The organism is Bradyrhizobium brasilense (assembly GCF_029714345.1).
Classification (GTDB): domain Bacteria; phylum Pseudomonadota; class Alphaproteobacteria; order Rhizobiales; family Xanthobacteraceae; genus Bradyrhizobium; species Bradyrhizobium australafricanum.
On record NZ_CP121669.1, the window covers coordinates 1,804,172 to 1,824,883 of the forward strand.

General features: G+C 61.1%; 11 protein-coding genes and 2 pseudogenes. 5 read left to right on the forward strand and 8 right to left on the reverse strand.

Translation table 11 applies throughout. The features are described 5' to 3' along the window. Positions 1-322 precede the first annotated feature (322 nt). A complete protein-coding gene (locus QA635_RS08280; protein ID WP_283068283.1) occupies positions 323-997 on the reverse strand; it encodes an HAD family hydrolase in 675 nt (224 codons plus the stop codon). Positions 998-3,118: 2,121 nt separating this feature from the next. Between QA635_RS08280 and clpB the strand changes: the two genes are divergently transcribed. Beyond that, positions 3,119-5,758, forward strand: a complete 2,640-nt coding sequence (gene clpB, locus QA635_RS08285) for an ATP-dependent chaperone ClpB (RefSeq protein WP_283068284.1) — start codon at positions 3,119-3,121, stop codon at positions 5,756-5,758. 431 nt (positions 5,759-6,189) lie between these two features. On the opposite strand, the pseudogene QA635_RS08290 reads toward clpB, so the two are convergent. Then, positions 6,190-6,325, reverse strand: a pseudogene (locus tag QA635_RS08290) (IS5/IS1182 family transposase); the annotation flags it as partial. Positions 6,326-6,447: 122 nt separating this feature from the next. On the opposite strand from QA635_RS08290, the gene QA635_RS08295 reads away from it, so the two are divergent. Together QA635_RS08295 and QA635_RS41730 are read left to right on the forward strand one after the other, a co-directional pair. Then, complete coding sequence (locus QA635_RS08295) at positions 6,448-9,315, forward strand: hybrid sensor histidine kinase/response regulator (protein ID WP_283068285.1); 2,868 nt, start codon at positions 6,448-6,450, stop codon at positions 9,313-9,315. A 208-nt stretch (positions 9,316-9,523) separates the two neighbouring features. After that, positions 9,524-9,750 (forward strand): annotated as a pseudogene (locus QA635_RS41730) (metallophosphoesterase family protein); the annotation flags it as partial. Between the two features lie 288 nt (positions 9,751-10,038). On the opposite strand, the gene QA635_RS08305 reads toward QA635_RS41730, so the two are convergent. After that, on the reverse strand, positions 10,039-11,259 hold the full coding sequence (locus tag QA635_RS08305; RefSeq protein ID WP_283068286.1) for a DUF1236 domain-containing protein: 1,221 nt from the start codon (positions 11,257-11,259) through the stop codon (positions 10,039-10,041). A gap of 476 nt (positions 11,260-11,735) precedes the next feature. On the opposite strand from QA635_RS08305, the gene QA635_RS41735 reads away from it, so the two are divergent. Beyond that, positions 11,736-11,969, forward strand: a complete 234-nt coding sequence (locus tag QA635_RS41735; protein ID WP_425249142.1) for a DUF6894 family protein — start codon at positions 11,736-11,738, stop codon at positions 11,967-11,969. Between the two features lie 1,101 nt (positions 11,970-13,070). Here the strand turns inward: QA635_RS41735 and QA635_RS08310 are convergent. The 5 genes from QA635_RS08310 to QA635_RS08330 form a co-directional block, all read right to left on the reverse strand. Beyond that, positions 13,071-13,685, reverse strand: a complete 615-nt coding sequence (locus QA635_RS08310; RefSeq protein WP_283068287.1) for a response regulator transcription factor — start codon at positions 13,683-13,685, stop codon at positions 13,071-13,073. After that, the gene (locus QA635_RS08315) at positions 13,675-15,639 is read right to left on the reverse strand and encodes a PAS domain-containing sensor histidine kinase (RefSeq protein ID WP_283068288.1); all 1,965 of its coding nucleotides are present in this window, start codon (positions 15,637-15,639) and stop codon (positions 13,675-13,677) included. The genes QA635_RS08310 and QA635_RS08315 overlap by 11 nt, the downstream gene beginning before the upstream one ends. 1,154 nt (positions 15,640-16,793) lie before the next feature. After that, positions 16,794-18,053, reverse strand: a complete 1,260-nt coding sequence (locus QA635_RS08320) for an arsenic transporter (RefSeq protein ID WP_283068289.1) — start codon at positions 18,051-18,053, stop codon at positions 16,794-16,796. Then, a complete protein-coding gene (locus tag QA635_RS08325; RefSeq protein WP_283068290.1) occupies positions 18,053-19,321 on the reverse strand; it encodes an MFS transporter in 1,269 nt (422 codons plus the stop codon). The genes QA635_RS08320 and QA635_RS08325 overlap by 1 nt, the downstream gene beginning before the upstream one ends. Positions 19,322-19,550: 229 nt before the next feature. Beyond that, positions 19,551-19,919 (reverse strand): hypothetical protein, encoded by a 369-nt coding sequence (locus QA635_RS08330; RefSeq protein WP_283068291.1) that lies wholly within the window; start codon positions 19,917-19,919, stop codon positions 19,551-19,553. A gap of 330 nt (positions 19,920-20,249) precedes the next feature. On the opposite strand from QA635_RS08330, the gene QA635_RS08335 reads away from it, so the two are divergent. Then, a complete protein-coding gene (locus QA635_RS08335) occupies positions 20,250-20,669 on the forward strand; it encodes a hypothetical protein (protein ID WP_283068292.1) in 420 nt (139 codons plus the stop codon). Positions 20,670-20,712: the final 43 nt, after the last annotated feature.

A 20,712-nucleotide genomic window follows, 5' to 3' on the forward strand; every position in this document is an offset into this window, starting at 1 on the left:
TCTCGAAATTCTCCGAATGCCCGTGATCACGGTGAAAGTCGGAGTTGTCTCGTGCGCGCCTCGATCGCCACTTCGTGACAAGAGCGGCCCTCTCATTAAAGGCGGCTCTCGTGAGCATGCTGGCGGAGGTGACGTCGTTAGACATCTGAGGGGATCACACGTGACTCATGCACCGACGACAGGGACTAAGCGTGTCGTCCAAAAAAGCTGTTGTGCGAACGCGATTTCCTCTCAACGCGGCTGATTGCGCCTGCAAAATGGTTCCGCGGCTATGCCAAGAAGGTGCGTGAGGTATCTTGCGCGTGGCCTGCGCGTGCAGGCGTCATCGACGGCCTCCCACCTCGTCGACGTGCCTCAACAGATCGGCCGGATCATCGTAAACGCGGATTGCACCGGATTGCCTCAACTCGTCTTGCCCATAGCCACCGCTCAAAAGACCGACACCCAGGGCCCGGCATCGTATTGCCGCCAGCATGTCCCAGACGCTATCGCCGACAACCACTGCTGTTTCGATAGGTGCTTCCAGTCGGGCGGCGGCCGCGAGAAATAGGTCCGGATCGGGTTTGGCATATTTGACCTGATCGCGCGTCACCACCGGGATCCTGTCTGGATCGACGCTGAGCGCGGCCAGATTGACGGCTGCGGTTTCCATGCGGCCGCTGGTCGCAATTGTCCACGGAATACCGGCCTCCGACAACCACGACAGCAATTCTCGCGCGCCCGGCAGAGGCCGGATGTATCTGGCCTGTTGACGGTACGCGGCGGCGTGGCCCTCGCGCAGGCGTTCCGCGCGCTCATCGCTAATCTCGAACCCGGTCTCGCGCAGAAGCCGGTCGGTGAACAAGCCGCCGCTCATGCCGATCTTGCGATGGATGCGCCACACCGATAGCTCAATACCTTCCGCGTCAAGAGCGTGCTTCCAGGCAAGGACGTGTTGGTACACGCTGTCCACTAGCGTTCCATCAAGGTCAAATATAAAGACGGGCTCAATACGCATCGACTTCTCCTTGTTCGATAGCATTGTCATCTGCAGTGACTGAGCACCTTCGATTTGACGGTGCCAGCGAGCGGCGATCCTCGGCCTTGGCGATCAACCGCCGTTCAGGCAGCGAAGACAAAGGTCAACCACAGCCCAATTGCTCCGACGAGATAGCGATTTTGCTGACAACGGCGCCGAGAATGGCCACCGGCGCATCTGACGTGCTCAGGATATCAGGTGTGAGGCGCGCCATGCACCCAGGGCTCGCTTGACGTCGGCGCCAGCCCCGTTCGAGGCCGATCAACAACCCGATGCCGAGCGCGACCGCGAGACGGGAGATCAGCTCTTGGAGGTCCTTAGACGGGTCCATGTCCTCTAGGCCGCGATCGGGTCCGGTTTCAGATCAAGCAAAAGGATCAGGCGCTGCCTCGTCAGGCAAGCGCCGAGCACCTATGCGACCATTGCGCCGCTCGGCAATGACTGCCAGCGTTCGATCGCTATCCCCGTTTGCAAGAGCGCAAAATCCATCATTTACCGAAATCTAGGGGTTCCGGCCTCGCAAGCACCTTGACTGACGTCAGCTTCCTTGAGGGTTTCAGCGGCCAATATCTTTGTCGCCGCTCGGTGCAGCACATCGCGATGTGAGTCGTGCGCCCGCAAGCAAGGTATACAGGCTGTGGCCGCCGACTGCGTAACAGCCAAAAGCTTTCGGGAAGGTTCATGGAGGTCAATGCGCTATGGGTTCAGGTTGGACGATCGAGGGACGTCGAGCGTAAACGGTCTTGCCAGCGTCACCGTCTTGAAAGGCGGCCCGGTTACCCACAATCCGATGCAATTCCCTCACAATTCCCTTACTCAACCGGCGCGGATGCGCGCGCGGGCCGCGTCTCGCGACCGTCTCAAGCCAGGCTCACGCAGCCGCCAATTGTTCTATATCGAGGTAGTGCCGGATCGCCTCGTTCCGTTACTTTCTCAAGAATCCGTCGCTCCACTCAGCCAATTCGTTCGGAGTCGTTGCTGGGTGTTAGCTGGGAAAGGTCATCTCAATTTCGAGATCAAAGCGCTGCGGTCAGCACCTAGAACCGTCGAGTCCCCCGGGCATCCTGGGTAAGGCGGATCGTGGGTGAAAAGGTCCGTCGAGTTGCCCGTGGCGGAGGATATTCGGCAGACCATGCGAGAGGGATCGCCCTGGGATCGACGTCGAGAAAGAGCCCTTGCTACTCAAGTATGAGCTCAAAGCTGACGCCGCACCGAAAGAGGTCTTGAAAGGGGCGAGGCCCCGAGGGATGCAACGTGGAGTTAACGGAACTGATGGTGGTGGGAGGCCACTGGTGGACGATTGGATTCGAAGCGTTGGTCCGCCGGAAAGGGTCGACCGCCATCTGCCGGCAAGTCTTGAGACGATCTTTTCTGGCTCCAGGGCGAAGGCTCCGTGCCCGCTCTTGGAGGCAAATTCGCTGTCGTATCCGAGTTGGTTCACCAACATCGGCGTCGTTTGACTTTCATCGGCATCAAGGCCGCCGCAACCGCATTGGGATTTGAACACCCGTGGCAGGCGGGGCCCCGGCCAGCGATCCGATCTTGCAGAGATGGGATATCTCGGTGCTGCACCAAGCTGGCACCATCCACGAGGGTGGGTGTGAGGCGCACGGCTGGATGCCGGGCCGATCCGCACGCACGCGACCGCGCCCTTCATCATTGCCCGTCGCGATCCGCCGCTGAGGCAGCATTGCTGGCCCGGCGCCCCTTTACCGCGGATGAGTTCCCTAACAAGTCCGCCTTTGGAGACAACTGCGTCTATTGCGCAAGGTCGACCTAAGCGGCTGGCTAGGCAAGCCGCTTGCGAAGGGTGAGCATGGTAGTCGGAAGATGCGAGAAACGGCCGCCACTGGCGAGATTTCCCGTATTCAATACCGTCCCCAAATGGTCCGCATTCCCGAGACTGGCATTGGAGAGTTAGCTCGATTGCGGGTGGCCGTCGGAGAGCGGCACCGCTGCGGCCCGGGGGGCACGCCCGGCTATATCGATCGAGGGCGACTACCACTGGGTTGACCGATATCAACGCGGCCGGGCGGAAACTCCCTAATGATATTAGGGGAGTGCCTTCGGGGCTGAGCGGCGAGCTGAGGAAGCAAACCGATGAATATCGAGAAATATACCGAGCGGTCGCGCGGCTTCATCCAGTCGGCGCAATCGCTTGCCATGCGCGAGGGCCACCAGCAGTTCTCGACACTGCATGTGCTGAAAGTGCTGCTGGACGACAATGAAGGGCTGGCGAGCGGCCTGATCGACCGCGCCGGGGTCAACTCCCGCGCCATTCTGAAGGCCACCGATGAGGCGCTGAACAAATTGCCAAAAGTGTCCGGCGGCGGGGCCGGACAGGTCTACCTTGCGCCGGAACTGGCGCGCGCCTTCGATGCCGCCGAGAAGGCGGCCGACAAGGCCGGCGACAGTTTTGTCACCGTCGAGCGGCTGCTGCTGGGCCTTGCGATGGACCAGAACAGCGAAGCTGGCGGTATTTTGAGCAAGGGCGGCGTCACCGCGCAGAACCTGAACGCGGCGATCGAGGCGCTGCGCAAGGGCCGCACTGCTGATAGTGCGACCGCCGAGAACGCCTATGACGCGCTGAAGAAATATGCCCGCGACCTGACCCAGGCGGCGCGCGACGGCAAGCTCGACCCGGTGATCGGCCGCGACGAGGAGATCCGTCGTACCATCCAGGTGCTGTCGCGGCGGACCAAGAACAATCCCGTCCTGATCGGTGAGCCCGGCGTCGGCAAGACAGCCATCGTCGAGGGCCTTGCGCTGCGCATCGTCAATGGCGACGTGCCGGAAAGCCTGAAGGACAAAAGTCTCCTCTCGCTCGACATGGGCGCGCTGATTGCCGGCGCAAAGTATCGTGGCGAATTCGAGGAGCGGCTGAAGGCCGTGCTGCAGGAGGTCGTCTCCGCCGAGGGCAGCATCATCCTGTTCATCGACGAGATGCACACCCTGATCGGCGCCGGCAAGGCCGACGGCGCGATGGACGCGTCCAACCTGTTGAAGCCTGCGCTGGCGCGCGGCGAGCTGCACTGTATCGGTGCGACCACGCTCGATGAGTACCAGAAGCATGTCGAGAAGGATGCGGCGCTCGCGCGGCGCTTCCAGCCGATCTATGTCAGTGAGCCCACGGTCGAAGACACCATCTCGATCCTGCGCGGCCTGAAGGACAAGTACGAGCAGCATCACGGCGTACGCATCACCGATTCCGCACTGGTGGCGGCGGCTACGCTGTCGAACCGCTACATCACCGACCGCTTCCTGCCCGACAAGGCCATCGACCTCATGGACGAAGCGGCGGCGCGGCTGAAGATGCAGGTCGATTCCAAGCCGGAAGAGCTCGACTCGCTGGACCGCGACATCATTCGGCTCAAGATCGAGCAGGAGGCGCTGAAGAAGGAGAGCGACCCTGGCTCGAAGAGCCGGCTGCAGACACTGGAAAAGGAGCTCGCCGATCTCGAGGAGAAGTCGGCAGCCCTGACGGCGCGCTGGAGCAAGGAGAAGAACAAGCTTTCCGATGCGGCGAAGCTGAAGAGCGAGCTCGATGCCCTGCGCATTGAACTCGCAAACGCGCAGCGTCGCGGCGAATTCCAGCGCGCGGGCGAGCTTGCCTATGGCAAGATCCCCGAGCTGGAGAAGAAGCTGGCCGAGATCGAGGAGAACGAGGCGGCCGGCGAGATGATGGAGGAGGCGGTCACCGCCAACCACATCGCGCAGGTCGTCTCGCGCTGGACCGGCGTGCCGGTCGACAAGATGCTCGAGGGCGAAAAGGACAAGCTCCTGAAAATGGAGGAGGCGCTTTCCAAGCGTGTCGTCGGCCAGGCCGAAGCGGTGCGCGCGGTGGCCACCGCCGTGCGCCGTGCCCGCGCCGGCCTGCAGGATCCGAACCGGCCGACCGGCTCGTTCATGTTCCTGGGCCCCACCGGCGTCGGCAAGACCGAGCTGACCAAGGCGCTCGCCGAGTATCTGTTCAATGACGAGACTGCGATGGTCCGACTCGACATGTCCGAATACATGGAGAAGCACTCGGTCTCTCGTCTGATCGGCGCGCCTCCCGGCTATGTCGGCTACGATGAGGGCGGGGCACTGACCGAAGCCGTTCGGCGCCGGCCCTACCAGGTCGTGCTGTTCGACGAGATCGAGAAGGCGCATCCCGACGTCTTCAACGTGCTGTTGCAGGTGCTCGACGACGGCCGCCTGACCGATGGTCAGGGCCGCACCGTCGACTTCCGCAACACGCTGATCATCATGACCTCGAACCTCGGTTCGGAATTCCTGGTGAATCAGCCGGAGGGCGAGGATACGTCGGCCGTGCGCAATCAGGTGATGGGGATGGTGCGCTCGCACTTCCGCCCCGAATTCCTCAACCGCGTCGACGAGATCATCCTGTTCCACCGCCTGCAGAAGAGCGAGATGGGCCGGATCGTCGAGATCCAGTTCGCGCGGCTGCAGAAGCTGCTCGAAGACCGCAAGATCGCCCTGACGCTCGATGCCTCCGCACGCGATTGGCTCGCCGACAAGGGATGGGATCCCGCCTATGGCGCCCGCCCCCTGAAGCGGGTGATCCAGCGCAGCGTGCAGGACCCGCTCGCGGAGATGATTTTGGCCGGCGAGGTGAAGGACGGCGACAGGGTTGCAATCTCGTCTGAGGGCAATGTGCTGACCTTCAACGGCAAGGCGGCGCAGACCGCCGAGGTAGCCCAGTTCGAGGCGCCGCAGGCCAGGCGCAAGCTGCATTAAAGGGAATGACGTCGTGCTGACCGACGACGGCTCATAGCCGGCCAGCCATGTGTGCGGGCGATTAAGCTGAGGTATCCCACCAGGATAGAAGCGAGTGTAGAGGTAGGGTGGAGGCGGAACCCGGGGAGGGTGCCCGGGTTCCTAGCCCGCCGGAACAGCATCCTTCCCTCCGAGGACCGCTCGGCATGGCCGCCCTGTTATGTTCACAAGCCGGCTGAACAGTCGGTGAACTACTGCACTTAGAAACTAAGAACGCACGAGCAATTGGTTCGGCAAATCGGGGAGCAACTATCATCCGCGTGCGGTGGCCGGCTTCGCGACGATAAGCGATTTCCGCCAGCCGCTAGTCGACTTCACCCCGGTCATCACAGAAGTACGCTTTTGAGGCCGGGCCATTGCGGCGCGGCTATGTATGAACGCGTTCTGGGGAGCAAGGCGCTGAGGAGACCCGAACACAGCCGATTATCATGTACCTCACCGGTGCGTGAGCGCGAGATGGACCGGTAGCCCGTTGGTGTCCACCACCGCGTGTACCTTGCTGGTGAGATCTCCTCGCGAGCGATCCAAAATTAAGGGGCACCAAGCCAACCCACCTGCATGAAGGTACTTTTTGATGCTGATTGCTTGGGCTACTCTATCGTACTTCAGGACAATCGTGGCCTGTTCCCCAGCGCCCGCGAGAAGGCTCAGTGGGCAAGGACCTTCACCTAGGACGATCAGCTTGGCCGTCCAGCGGCGGCGAGATGGGCGCGCGCATTCGCGCGTTCGATTGGGAGAAGACTCCGCTTGGGCCGATTGCCAGTTGGCCCCAGAGTCTCAAGACCACCATTGACCTCATGATGGCATCGCAACTCGCGATGAATCTGATCTGGGGTCCTGAACGCATCCTAATCTACAATGAGGTCCATCGGGCGTTCATGGGGACGAAGCATCCTCGTGCCTTCGGTCGACCGGGGCGCGAAGTGTGGGGCGAGGTGTGGGAGGCGGCTGAAGCGGCGATCCACTGCCGTGTTTTCGCGGGCGAGACCGTTACGCTGGAAGACCATCCTTGGACGCTCCTGCGCAACGGCGGTCCTGAGGAAGCATTTTTCACGTCGTATTTTACGCCCATCCGCGACGAGACGGGCGCGATCGTGGCCAATCTCGCCACTGCTTTTGAAACCACCAACGCCGTAAAGGAAAAGGCGGAGCGGGATCAGGCCGAACGGGCCTTGCGTAAGAGCGAAGCCAGACTGCGCGAGGTACTCGAAGGGATCGGCGAGGCCTTTTATGCGCTTGATCAGGATCTACGTTTTCTTTACGCAAGCCGCAAGGCACTTGAGATTTGGGACAAGAAGCCCGACGATTTGATAGGCGTCCCGTTTCTCTCAGCGTTCCCGAACGCTGTCGGCACGCCGGACTATGAGGCGCAGCGGCGCGCACTCCAGACGGGCACGGCCCAGCATTTCGAGAGCTCCTCGCCTTTGATTGGGCATCTGTTCGAGGTCGACATCTATCCGACCTCGACTGGCGTTTCTGTTGCGTTCCGAGACATTGATCGGCGTAAAAAAGCAGAAGCGTTGCTGCGGGCCAGCGAAGCGCGGCTAAAGGCGGCCGTCGAACTAATCGGCTTATCGCCTTATTCTGGCGACCCTAGGACCGGCGCTCTCGACTGGGATGCACGCCTTAAGGCAATGTGGGGATTACCCGCTGGCACCACCGTCGACGCGCCGATGGCCGTCGCGGCCATACACCGTGACGACCAGGCTCGGGTCGCAGCGGCGTGGGAAGCCTCACTCGACCCCGATAGCGATGGCGTTTTCGTGGCCGAGTACCGTGTGCAGGGAATCGAGGATGGCATAGAACGTTGGGTCTCTACCCATGCCCAAAATTTCTTTGAAGGCCGACAGCCGGTCGGCTTCATCGGTGCCATACGCGAGATCACAGAGGAGAAGCATGCCGAAGCGCGTCTGCGCGAGAGCGAAGCACGGCTGAAGGCGGCCGTCGATCTCGCGCGGCTCGGCCGCTATGCTTGGAATCCGCAAACCAATGAGTTGCAATGGGATGACACATTGCGGGCAATGTGGGGCCTGGCTGCAGGCACGCCTGTCGACTACGAAGTGTGGAGGGCCGGCGTGCATCCAGACGATCTTGCACGTGTCGAGGCTGCAGTCCAGCGGTGCGTCGACCCGCGGGGCGATGGGGTCTACGATATCGAGTACCGGGTCATCGGAAAAACGGACGGCGTGGAACGCTGGATCGCGACGCGCGGGCGGACCAATTTCGAGAACGAGGCGCCAGTTGCGTTTTTCGGTATCGCCCTGGAGGTCACCGAGCGCAAACGTATTGAAGAAGGCCTCGAGCGCCGCATCGAAGACCGGAGGCGCGAACTGGAGGAGGCCAACCGGCAGCTCCGCTCTCAAATGGAGAAACGTGAGTTTGCCGAAACCGTGGTCCAGCAGCTGCAGCGGCTCGATGCGATCGGGCAGATCACGTCAGGCGTGGCGCACGATTTCAACAACCTACTCACAGTCGTGCTCACCAATGCGCGTCTGCTCGCTCGCACAATGGAACGACCTGACGACCGGGAAGGCATCGAACTCATCCGGACCGCTGCTGACCGGGGCAGGAAGCTCGTTGCGCAACTCCTCGCCTTTTCGCGGAAACAGCAACTTGCACCCCTCGAGGTTGATCTAAACAGCAAGATTGCCGGAATCGGCGATCTGCTCGGCGCCACCTTGGGCGGGACGGTGCAACTCAAAACGATATTTGCCCCGGATCTCTGGCCCGCTCTGGTCGATCCAAACCAAATCGAGATGATCGTTCTCAATCTCGTCATCAACGCCAGGGACGCGATGCAGCCGGGCGACACGCTCACTATCGAGACGCTCAACACCGTCATCGAAAGCGAGTCCTTGCGGCCGGAAGAGCCGTTGCCGGGAGACTACGTGGTTCTCGCCGTCAAGGATACCGGCACTGGTATCCCAGACGACGTCCTGCTGCATGTGTTCGAGCCGTTCTACACGACGAAAGAACCAGGAAAGGGCTCGGGCCTCGGATTGGCGCAAGTCTTCGGTTTTGCCAAACAGTCCGGTGGTGGCGTGCGTATTGAGACTCGCCTCGGTGAGGGCACTGCGGTGAAGGTCTTCTTGCCTCGCGCGGAGGTCGACATCGCTGATCACCATGCGGACACCGTTGATGCGAGCAAGCGTCTGCAGACCGCCAAGAGATTTCGTGTTCTGGTCGTGGATGACGAAAAGGCTGTCCTGAGGTCCATGGTTAGGATGCTCGATGTTCTCGGATATGCAACGCTGTCGGCGGAGAGCGGCGGCGAAGCGCTTCGCATGCTCGCAAGCAATCAGGAAATAGATCTCGTTCTCGCGGATCTCGCCATGCCGGAAATGAGCGGCGGCGAGCTTGCGAAAGCGATCCGTGCGATGCTGCCAACTTTGCCAATCATCCTTATCACCGGCTATAGTGATCGCCCCGTCCCGAATGAGTTGAACGACTTACGAATTATTTTGAAGCCGTTCACGGAAGACGAATTAGTTAACGCGATCGGCGCCGCACTAGTATAGGGCGAGCTTCCGACGTCGTTGATGGCCCGTCGCATCATTCGCTGCGATGCGGAATTTGATCGCTACCGGGGCATAGCGGACTTTCGCGAGCCGTCAGGGGTTCACGGCTTAATTGAACGATTGCAACAATTGGATGTTGCGTTCGCATAAGGCGTCCCGTCCAGTCTCTCGGGATGCGGCTCACGCCCCGTTCCGTCCTTGAGGAATACTGCGCAGCGCTGAAGATTGGAATCATCTCGGACATGGTCTGCTGCGGCCCGAGGCTGGTCGATGGCTGGCCAAAGTGGCGCATATCATCCACGCCGGTATGTTGGTCGCATGGACGTTCTCGAGGGACTGCGTCGGATTGCGCCCGTCACCGCAATCAGAGGAAAGATCGATACCGGTGAGTGGGCAAAGAATCATCCGGATATTCAGGTCGTACGGCTGGGCGGATGAACTGGTGGCGGAGAGTGGCGGCCCGGTGATGCTGGCGCGGATCGGCGTCATGCGGCATTGAACCGCAACCAAGTCCGCTAATTCAATCCGACGTGAAAGGATTCGCACCGGGGCCGGCGCAAGCACAATGGGAATCTGCCTTGATCGCTTCGTCTAGTCCACATCAGGAAGCCGATCGGCGAGGTTAACTACCAGGGTGTCTGCAAACCGGGTTGCCGCGGAAATGTGCAGCCCCTCGCCCCGACCCTCTCCCCGTGAAGAACGGGGGGAGGGGGACAGGCAGCCTCAGTCGATCACCTGGACGATCTTCTGCTGGTGCGGGTCAACCAGCACCACGTCGTCGCCGATGGCGAGATAGCGGTAGTTGGCAAGCTCCGGATGGTTGCGCGCCAGCTCTTCCGGCACCGGCTGCAGCGACAGACAGTTCGACCCGGAGGTTCCGCCGCCGGCCGAAGGCGAGGTCGAGCCGACCGTCGTCGAAGAGCTCCGCACCAATTCTCTGAGCCGCCTGCGCGTGTCATCGCTGATGACGGCACGATCGCGGCTGTAAGCGGCCGCCCTGTTGTAACCCGGTCCGTCGTCGAGAATATCGACAACCTCGCGCCGCCGCGGATCGATAATGGCAACGCGGTTGTCGATCACCGTGTACTCATAGTCCCGGTATTGCGGCATGATCCGCACGATATCGGGCGGCAACCGGCGCGCCTGCACGCCCTGCGGCAACCGCGTGCCGACATTGACCTGAACATTGAGATTCTGGCTCGTGGCAGTCCTGTCGCGCCGCAGCTGATCGACGACTTGCCTGCGCTGATCGTCGTTGAGCGCGGCCGAGGAAGTCTGGCGGTTCGATTGGTCCGGCGCTTGGCCGGTCTTCTGGGTCTGTGTGTTGTCGGCCGGCCGCGCGCTCTGCTGCGGCGAGGACGTTGAGGGCTGGGCGGCCTGATCGCGTTGCTCCTTGCGATCGCGATCGATCTGCTGCTGGGTTTGCTGCTGCTTCGTATCGGCCGGCCTGGTGGCTTCCTGCGCGCGGCCCTGCTTGGCCTGACCCTCGCGGCCCCGCAGCTTTTCCTCCGCCTGTTGCTTCTGGTCGGCAGCCGGCTTGGCATCCCGGCCCTGCTGCAGGTCCTTCTGCTGCGCTGTGCTCGAGGGCGCGCGCTCGCCACGGCTGGGCTGATCCTGGCTCTGCCGGATCGGCTCCTTGGACTCGCGGCCCTGCGGTTTCTGCGCCTCCTTGCTGCGCTCGGGCGGTGACGGGGCCTCACCGCGCTGCATGTCCTTCGCGCCGGCCTTCGGCTCGGACTGCGCGCGCTCCTTGATGCGATCAGTCGCGCCGCCGCGATCCATCTCCTTCGGCTGGGCGGCTGGACGGTCCCTAGACTGAGACACCGGTGACTGGGCGCGAGGACTCTCCTCGCGCTTCTGCGAACCTTCCGGCGATTGCGCAATGGCGGGTCCGGCGCCAATCACCAACGCCATCGCCGTCGTGTAAAGCCAATTAATCCTCATGGGAGAATCTCCTATTGGTTCCCCCGCCCGTCTTGGATTCGGCAAACTAGGTTGCCGCGTTTGGTTCCACCATGACGACGGTCAACCGGCCGAGGCGATCCAGCGCAGCTTGCTCAAAAGCGGGATCAGCGCCTCACACTTCTTTGGGTCTATTGGCGCCAGCGTCATATCGGATGACGCTCGCCAGATGCGACTAACAGAAGCCAAACCAAGGTCTTTGAAGGTTAGAGAGCCGGCTACCGTAAGAACAAGAGGCCGCTTCCTAGTCTTGCCGGTTAGGAGGGCACAACGACCGGCATTCGGGCAATTTCGTTGCCGACTTCAGCGATGGCACAAACGTCGAACCCGTGGTACTCGTCACCGCCTTCGGCATGGGCGCAGCAAGCGGAAGCTCTGACCGAACTTAGCGACTGATTTGCGGTTTAAGACAGTCAAAATAGTTTTGGAACGAAAGCTGACCCTCTTAATTCCTTGGTATGGCTCGATTTTACTTCCATCGATATGTGAACGGCAAGGCGGTAATAGATCAGAAGGGTGTCGTGCTTGATGACGACGGCGCAGCATGCACTTACGCAGTGCGCCGCATGCCAAGCGCGCTTAGACGAGCTCTTGGCCAGCAACGACCTGATGTTCACGCGGCGACAGAAATTTCCAACGGAACAAGAACTCTCTATATTATCAGGGGGAAAATCATGGTGGAGAAAAGCTAGATTGCCGTCTATCCATTTGCATTTGCCTCGATGCGATATCACCGATCCGCAGCGTTTTCTACGCCCTGATCCCGCCACATTTTGGGCAGCGCGGTCGACGCGTCGCGTGCATTTGCCTTGATCGCACGTCGCGGCGGTGCTCTGAGTGATCGCGTTCGCGCTCGCACTCTCCGGTGCCTTAACGAACGATGCATCACCCACCTGTATAGCCTGCCATCTACGTCAACGGCCTGTTACAAGACGTGTGACGACGGCTGAGATCGGCAAGCCCACGATGAGCCTCCGCCAGCGGTCAATTCGACTGGAACGTGGGACAATCGACTTTCGAGCACTGGTTCTACGCGGAGGTTCGGAGCATTCATCTAGGTTTGCGCTCTACCCAACTAGACGAGATCACTCGGGGGGTGGAAAGTCGCTATTGCGATGGCTGGAATCTGGGCGTTGGTCGGCCTCAGAGGTAAAGTCCAGGTTTGCCTCGCAATTGATGCTCACTGTGCTGGCAGCAAATTCGATGGCTAATATGTTGATGACAGTCAGGGTGTCACAGCCATTTCGGGCTACCTTGCACTAGGCGATCAATGGAGAAGTGGAGATTCGCGTTTGCGATTATAGCCTGCATGCTGTTGCGTCTCATCCGGCCAAAACTTGGTGACGAGCTAACCGTAATCAGCTTCCGTGGCACAGCCACGCGCGGTTTTGCTGTGAAGGGGCAGCCCGCCGTCGCTGTGTGCCTCCTTCCAGGGACCGAACTCGCTTTCTCGCGTGGTTCGCCTTCTGAGGCGCCAACCCATCGGCCTTGGCGGCGCTCCATGGTCATTAGCTCTGGGACGAGCGAAAGCACGCCGGCAGAGCAGTTAGGCTGCACTACCATACGTGACCAGGTGTCAACTACACGACTAGGTGTGAACCGGGGAACGAGCTTGCTCGGCCTTGTTGAGGATCATGGCCTTATTGGCAATGACGAGTTTCGCGACGATTGCGTCATCTTGAGGCGAGTATGCGCCGATAGTCGTCCAGCGGCATGTCATCGCCATTAAAATCCTGAACCGTAGTGCACTGAAGGACCGCATGAGCGAAAGGCCCTACCTCAGTTGCTGCGGATCAGCCAGGCCTAAGCGTCGCCATGATGCCGAGCCGGATGGCTTCTGAGAGCTGCCGTACTCCAAGCCGATCCATCATGCGCGCGCGATGTACCTCAACGGTGCGCACGCTGAGGCCGAGCTCGTATGCAATCAACTTGTTGGGACGACCGGCCATCAGCCCGTCAAGAACGTCCCGCTCGCGTGAGCTGAGGCTTGCCACCCGCTGGACTGCGTCGGCGCCCTCACGATCGCCCGCGATCTGGAGATCCTTAGTGAATGTCGCCTCGATAGCCCCAAGCAGCGCATCATCGCTGTACGGCTTTTCTAGGAAATCGCTGGCGCCCGCCTTCATCGCCCGGACTGCCGCTTGGACGTCGCCCTGAGCAGTAACGATAATGACCGACAGGTCGCTCCGCATCCGCGCCAATTCTGCCTGGACTTCCAGCCCGTTCGTGTCTGGCAGACGGACGTCAAGCAGCACGCATCCCGGTTTGAACCCCATGGCGGCTGCCAAGAACTGATCTGCTCGCTCGAAGGTAACCGGTTCGAAATTGGCGGAACTCAATAGACGCTCCAGCGAACGAAGCACGGCTTCGTCGTCGTCGAGAACGTAGACGGTTCGTTCAATTGACATCGCCTATACCATCGGACGGGATGGTGAAGCGGAAGCTGGTGCCGCCGCCTGGCATTGACTCTGCCGTCAACTGTCCGCCATGCGTTTCGATAATCAAGCGTGAAATTGACAGGCCAAGTCCCATCCCATTGTGCTTGCTTGAAACAAACGGCTCGAAAAGCCGGCGCGCTATCTCCTGGCTGATTCCGGGGCCGACGTCAGCGACTGTAACCTCGATCATTCCATCGCCCACTACTCTTGTCGCCAGTGTAATTTCGCGCTGTTCCTGGTCTGCCATCGCTTCAAGCGCATTGCGAATAAGATTTACCAGGACCTGTTGGATTTGGACCCGACTTACAAATGCGTGCGTGGCTCTAGAGTCTAGTTCAAACTTGAGGTTTGCCTCGGGCGGAGCAGCACTGCTCAACGCGAGCTCGCCGGCTTCCTCAATCATCAAAGACAATGCTTCAATTCGTCGTTCCTTCTCGTCTGGTCTGACGAATTGGCGGTGCCTCCGGAGGATCTCGCTTGCTCGGAGCGCCTCGGCGACCGCTTCGCTCGCAACGTCTTGCGCTATCGCGAGGCTGGCCCGATCCGTGCGATTCAAAAGCCGTTTTGTCGCATTCATCGAGTTGATGATGGCTGTGAGCGGCTGTGAGATTTCGTGGGCAATCGACGCAGCCATCTGACCAGCTGCCGTGAAGCGCGCCATACGAAACATTTCGTCGCGCAATTTCCGGAAGCGGAGATCGGATTGCTCACGTTCGAATTTTTCCGCCATGAGTTTTTTGTGTGCCGCGGCCAGTTCGATTGTTCGCTGCTCCACGCGTCGCTCGAGAGTTTCGTTGAGATGGCACGATTCTGCCTCGGATTGATTCTCCGAGCTGAGATCGCGGCAAATGGTTGCGACGTTCATCGGTTGCCCGGTTCGCGGATCGTCGATCCTGAAGCAATCCACAAGGAAAGGAATCGGAAGTCCGGATCCGAAGTGCACAAGGTCGAGTTCTCCTTTCCATTGACCTGTACGCAGCACCAAGGGCCAAATAGTTTTCCGGACGACCTGCCGGTTTTCGCGTGAGACGAAGTCGAGTACGCGAAGTCGCAATGCATCGTCGGGCGTGGCAAGCCCCACCGATTGCAGACCAGCGGGGTTGACATATTGAATATGACCGCTCAACGAGGCAATGCTTATAAAGTCAGTCGATCGATGCGCCAACGTGGTGAATTGTCTCTTATCGGCGTCGCCCAACCAGTGCTGGAAAGCGATCGCCGCCTGATTTGCCCCGATAGTCAGCAGCAACCGTTCCGTTTCGGTTGGAAACGCGGCCCGAAAGGAGCCGGCAGCAAGCACAGCATACTCGCTCAGCCCGATTGGTACGGTTGCGACGTGGAGGTTGCGTCCGCTGGATCCGTTGCCGACGATAAACCCCTGATCGTCGCCAAGTGTCGCTCTTTCGCGCTTTAGCACGGTCCGTACATGATCGACACTTGAAGGGTCCAAGTCAGGATCGCAGCGGAGCAGCTCAGTGAGGTGACTGTCATGATTCTGAAGGATAATGAGGACAAAGTCAGCGCGGAGCATCGCGAACAGCGCGCTGGCGATGCTTTCGCCGATCCGCCGCAAGTCATAGTTTCGCCACGCCTTCGGAAGCATCGAAAGGACGACAGCGTCGCGCATATAACGCCGCAACTCGTCAGGATCTGCAAGGGAATCGGTACATGGCATTATTCTGGCCTCGCAGCGACCCGGCTGAATTTGATACCGATCCTCCGAAGTCGGCAACCCCCAAAAAATGGCGATGTAAGCACGAGCGGGATGGTCGACGCATTGACGGCTGTCAAAATACCAATTTGTGGGCATAGGGCGGTCGGCCGCGGTTCCAGCCTTGTGCGCGAGATCGGCGGCGCTTCGAGCCAGGCGAAGAGCGGAGTTTGTAGAAAGAATCTCGGCAATGCGGCACCCGGTAACGAGCATAACTGGAGGGCCCCAGTGTCGCGACGCAACCGCTGGAAAGGTTCGAGCTCAGCTCACGGCCTGAGGCGCGAGGTCGCGACTAGAGATCGAGGACCGATTCCGTGTCGCAGGCTCCCACATTCATTTCGAAACAATCGCCAAGCTATTGATATTGTTAGGGCGCAATCCTGCGCTTTTTTCCAAATACGCGTTGGAATCATTGGATAATCAAGGTGATTCGTAGTCACTTGACGATAGCTGCACCGTTTGTTTATCGCGGACGCTGGCGGGGACCCCGTCATCGCTTCTGCATTTGCGGCCTCACGATCTGAAGGTCCTAGGTTCAAATCCTGTCCCCGCAACCAAATCTTACGATTTTGTACGCTAAGCGACGATTTTCCGCGATTTCCTACGCTCGGAGGCGCTGCGTTGGACGTCATGGTTGCGAAAGGTGGCTCCCGGGAGAATGGGGCCTCCGAGCCAACGCGAGTTCGAATTCAAGGAGTGGGCGAGAGCCGAGGCCGCCATCCGCACGGTTGCAGCGGGCCCGCGCGACCGGCGTCTGCGGCTTCGCATTGTGACCGCTCGCTCCCGTCCCAGCCGAATCGATCGTAACGATCGACGCCGCTACCGTCTCCCGAGCATCACCGCCGCAAGCCGCTATGGCTTGGTCGGCTGCCGCGTACGCGGCCTCACGCCCTACGAAGCCATCTGTACAACTTGGGCAAACGTGCCAGGCCGCTTCCGGCACGATCCCATCCACTTGACCTCGGGACTGAACATCTAGTTTGCTCCTTAGCCATATGCACGTTATCGTTCATAACTAAGAGCTCGTCGGAGCGTTGCCGATGGACCGGTCGGAGCAAAAGCTGCGAAGCCTGTGGCAAGCGTAATCGACGCGTAGCCACTCACTAGAGGGTACGCCGCATTCGTCATGCAGTGTCCTGTTTGCCAAACAGTCTTGCGTTTGCTGGCACCAAGGAAGAGGCAACACGCAACCAAATCATCCTGATGGATCCTATTTTTGATACTCCGCCCTCCCTTTGCACCATCGCCAGCGCCAGCCTGACGCTCCGCTTCCCGCGCGGTAACAGACACGTGCCGCGGCAAAAGGTTACCGAGAGTTGGGCCGGACTCTGCCTCGTTTCTCGGTTGTCATAGGCAGTTGAACGCTCTTACGACACAGTCAGCGAGAGCGCGAGGAGCGACAGCAACAATGCCGGCGGCATAACGAGGACGCCGAGTTGCAGAAAGCGAAGTGCGCCGACATGCTCGCCCTCACGCCGCAGCGTGATCAGCCACAGGATCGTTGCGAGCGAGCCGGTGACGGACAGGTTGGGTCCGAGATCGACGCCGATCAGGACAGCGCCGGTGATGTGATGGGAGGTCTGCGCGGCATGCGTCGTGGTCGCCGCGATCAGGCCCATCGGCAGGTTGTTGATGAGATTCGAGGCTATTGCCGTGATGATGCCGGCAACCCACGAGGTTGCGTGCGGCGACAGTGCGGCCATTTGCTTGAGCTCCTCGGCGAGCGCCGGCAGCACGCCGGTACGATTGAGGCCCTCGACCAGGACGAAAAGCCCGGCGACGAGGGGTAAGACTGACCAGGAGATATCGCCGGCGATGCCAACCGGCGATTTGCGGCCAAGCAGGAGCACGATCGCGGTCACCACCGCACCGCAGGCGAATGTGGGCATTCCAAGATCCAAGCCCAGGGCGGACGCCGCGAGCAAGACCATCGCTGTCGCTCCGATGCCTGTGGCGATGATCGCGGCACTCCTGGTCAGGACGGCCGGCTCGTCGTAGGATTCAACTACGCCACCGCGCAGGCTGGTCCGCAGACTGAACCGAAGCATGACGAAGGTCGCGGCGATCGCGACGATCGAAGGCAGGAGGAAGTAGTGCAGCCATTCCGGCAATGTCGGCATCCGCGCGCCGAATAACACGAGGTTCGCCGGGTTCGAGATCGGCAGCGCGAAGCTCGCAGCGTTGGCGATGAAAGCGCAGACGAACAAGTACGGCAGCGGCTCGACCTTCGCGGTACGGGTCGCGGCGTAGACCGCGGGCGTCAGCACGACCGCTGTGGCGTCGTTCGACAGGAAAATGGTCACCAGCGTCCCGACTGCATAGACGATCGCGAACAGTCGCGATGCCGATTTCCGCGAATGCCTGACGGCCTGCCCGGCGAGCCAGTCGAACAGGCCTTCCTTTCGCGCGACCTCGGCCAGCAGCATCATGCCGATCAAAAAGAAGTAGACGTCCGTTCCCTTGCCTGCCGCCGCGACGGCGTCTCGCCACGGTAACAGGTCGAAGGCGATCAGCAGGACGGCGCCGGTCACCGCCCAGATGTATTCCGGCAAATTCCAGGGGCGCGCAATGACGCCCAAGGTCGCAAGACCGGCGATTCCCCAAGTCGCGGCGTTATGAGTGAACATCAGGCGACACTCGCGGCGCTTGAAACCATTGCATCCGATGCGTGCCCGGGCTTTGTCGCACAAGCAGGCTTCAACAACGGCGCAAAGACGCTCCACAGCGCGACTGAGACCGTGGCGCTGCCACCGAGAATGAGAAACATCGGCCCATACCCGAACTCCTGTGCGATCCAGCCACCGATCGCAGGGCTGAGCGAGGCACCGATGTTTTGGACCGTCATGACCGCGCCATGGCCGGCATTGATCCGCCCGGTCCCGTCGAGTATCCGCGCGACGAGGCCGGGCACTGCCACGCTCTGCAACCCCGCGCCGACGCCGTCAAGAATCTGTACCGGATAAACGCCCCAGCTGTTCAGGAGCCACGCCGCGATGATGCCCCGGACCGGCAAGGCGATGAACGACACCAGCATGACCAGCCAGTAGCCCTCCCTTTCGGCCATCCGCATCGCAACCAGCGAGTTCAGGATCATGGTGCCCTGGGCGATGACGATGGTCATTGCGACGAAGCTCGCGGGGTCGGCCTGCTTGTCGGCCACGACCGCCAGGCCGTACAGCGGGAGCATCGCCGCATTGCCGAGGTGGAAGAACAGCAGAGTTGCGGCGAGAATCAGCAATGGCTTCGATTCGATCAGCACTTGCAACCCGCTCGCGCGCTTGTCGTCCGTGCTCTCGCGTTCGAGCCCGCGGGCTGCGTCGTCGTCGATGGACGCGCTCGGGATCATCATAACGGACGCGATCGAGAGAACACCGAAGACCGCGGCGAGCCAGAACACCGCGGTGAAGCCGTACGTCCAGCCGACGAATCCGGACAGCCCGGCACCGACCAGGTTGCCGGCATGGTTGAAGGCCTGGTTACGGCCGTTCTGTCGATTGAAGCCTGCCTGGCGGACGATACCCAGCGTGATGCCGGCGACGGCCGGACCGATCGCGGCGCCGGCAATCGCCGTCGCGACCTGTGAGGCTGCCACGAGCCAGAACTCCTGTGACAGCAGCACGATGCCGGAGGCGACGACAGTGCAGATGCCGGGGATGATGACGAACAGCTTCTTGCTGCGCGTGGCGTCGATCAAGGCCCCAGCCGGCGTCGTCATCAACATCCCGGCAACGCCGCCCGCCGTCATCACCGTCCCGATCCAGCCGGCCTGCCAGCCCTGCGCGAGCAGAAATACGCCGAGGAACGGCCCGATGCCGGCCTGCATGTCGGCCATGAAGAAGTTCAGCGCGAGCAACGGAAATAGCGCGCCATCTCGATTTACGCTCTGTGCAGTCATCGGCGCCTCTCCTCAGAAGCCTGAAATGAGGAAAAATGCCGGTCCGTACCGGCAGCATTGGGGTTCCAGCTTTGGAGTCGACACGTTGTCGTCCGATGCTTGATGAATAATCTGGCCGCTCGGCGAGGCCCCTCGCTCCTCGAGCCGGTTGAGCTCCGGCTCGGGTCCGTTTTCCGTTGCCCATCGCAGACTACGATTGGTCAGAGCGGCGTTGGTCGCCGCTCACGCATCAAGCAGCTTCGTGTCCGCTGCCGGCACGCTTGGTTTTCCGGATTCGCCCGCCCAATTCCACGTGCAGTTCGTAGGTCTCGCCGTTTCGCCGGCCGTCGATTTCAAAATGCTTGGGCTTGCGACGGGGTGTGCCGATCGGTTCGAAGCCGGCCGAGCGAACGGCCTCGATCGCTGTGGCCGGGTCTGCGGGCTCGTGGTGGTCGTGATCGCGCTTCTTCTTGTGCTGGATCGTCACGCTGGCGCCATCGCAGGCAAAATGCGTCACCTTGAGTTCGGAGGGCTTCCGTTCGCCTTCCAGTTCGACATCGGCTCCGATCCGGAGCTTGACGAGGTCCGCTCCATGCGGCGTGAGATCGGCAAGCACCATGCCCTTCGGGTCTGGACCACAAAGCGATGCGCAAATATGTGCACGATCCTGCCGGACATTTTTATCTGGTCTTCGGACATCATGATCTCCTGACGTCATCCATTCGTGACTTGTTCAAAGCGCTTTAGGTCCCGGGGGTGGTGGCGGCGGCGGTGCGTCGGCTCTTGGAGGCGGTGGGGCACCGGGCGGCGGCGGAGCGTCAGCCCGCGGTGGCGGAAGTGGCGGCCTTGGGGGCGGCGGAGGAGGTGGCCCGTCGGCTCGCCGAGGCGGCGGTGGCGCTCCGCGGGGCGGATGCGGAGGAGGACCGAAGGCTTCGGTTGGACCGTCGGCATGCGAGACGATCTGAGCGTGGAAGATTCCCTCATCGAACATGCCCTGGACCGTAACGGTTTCCCCCTTGGTGACTGCATCGCCGTTGTTCGCACGCGGTCCGAGATCGATCAGGGCGCGGCCGCCACCGTCCTCCATGACGAACATGTGGCCGAAGATCTCGGCGACGTTGCCGCGCACGGCGGATGGACCACCGGCTTGCAGCCTGTCGATCGCGGTCGGCTGCAGCAGCATGACGCTCCGCGGCTGCCAGTTCTGGGCGACGCGAACGCCGCCGGCACCGGCAGCCGCGCCGGCGACAAGCACGGCAAGCGCAGCGCCTGCCAGCAGGCCACGGTGCAGGACCGGCCGGCGCCCGGGCCGCGACAGGCTCGTATCTCTCTGTGCATCGCTTTCGGTCATTGGACGCTCCTTTCATGATTGCGATCCCTGAAGCCTAGGACGCCGTCCCCAATCCAGCCTG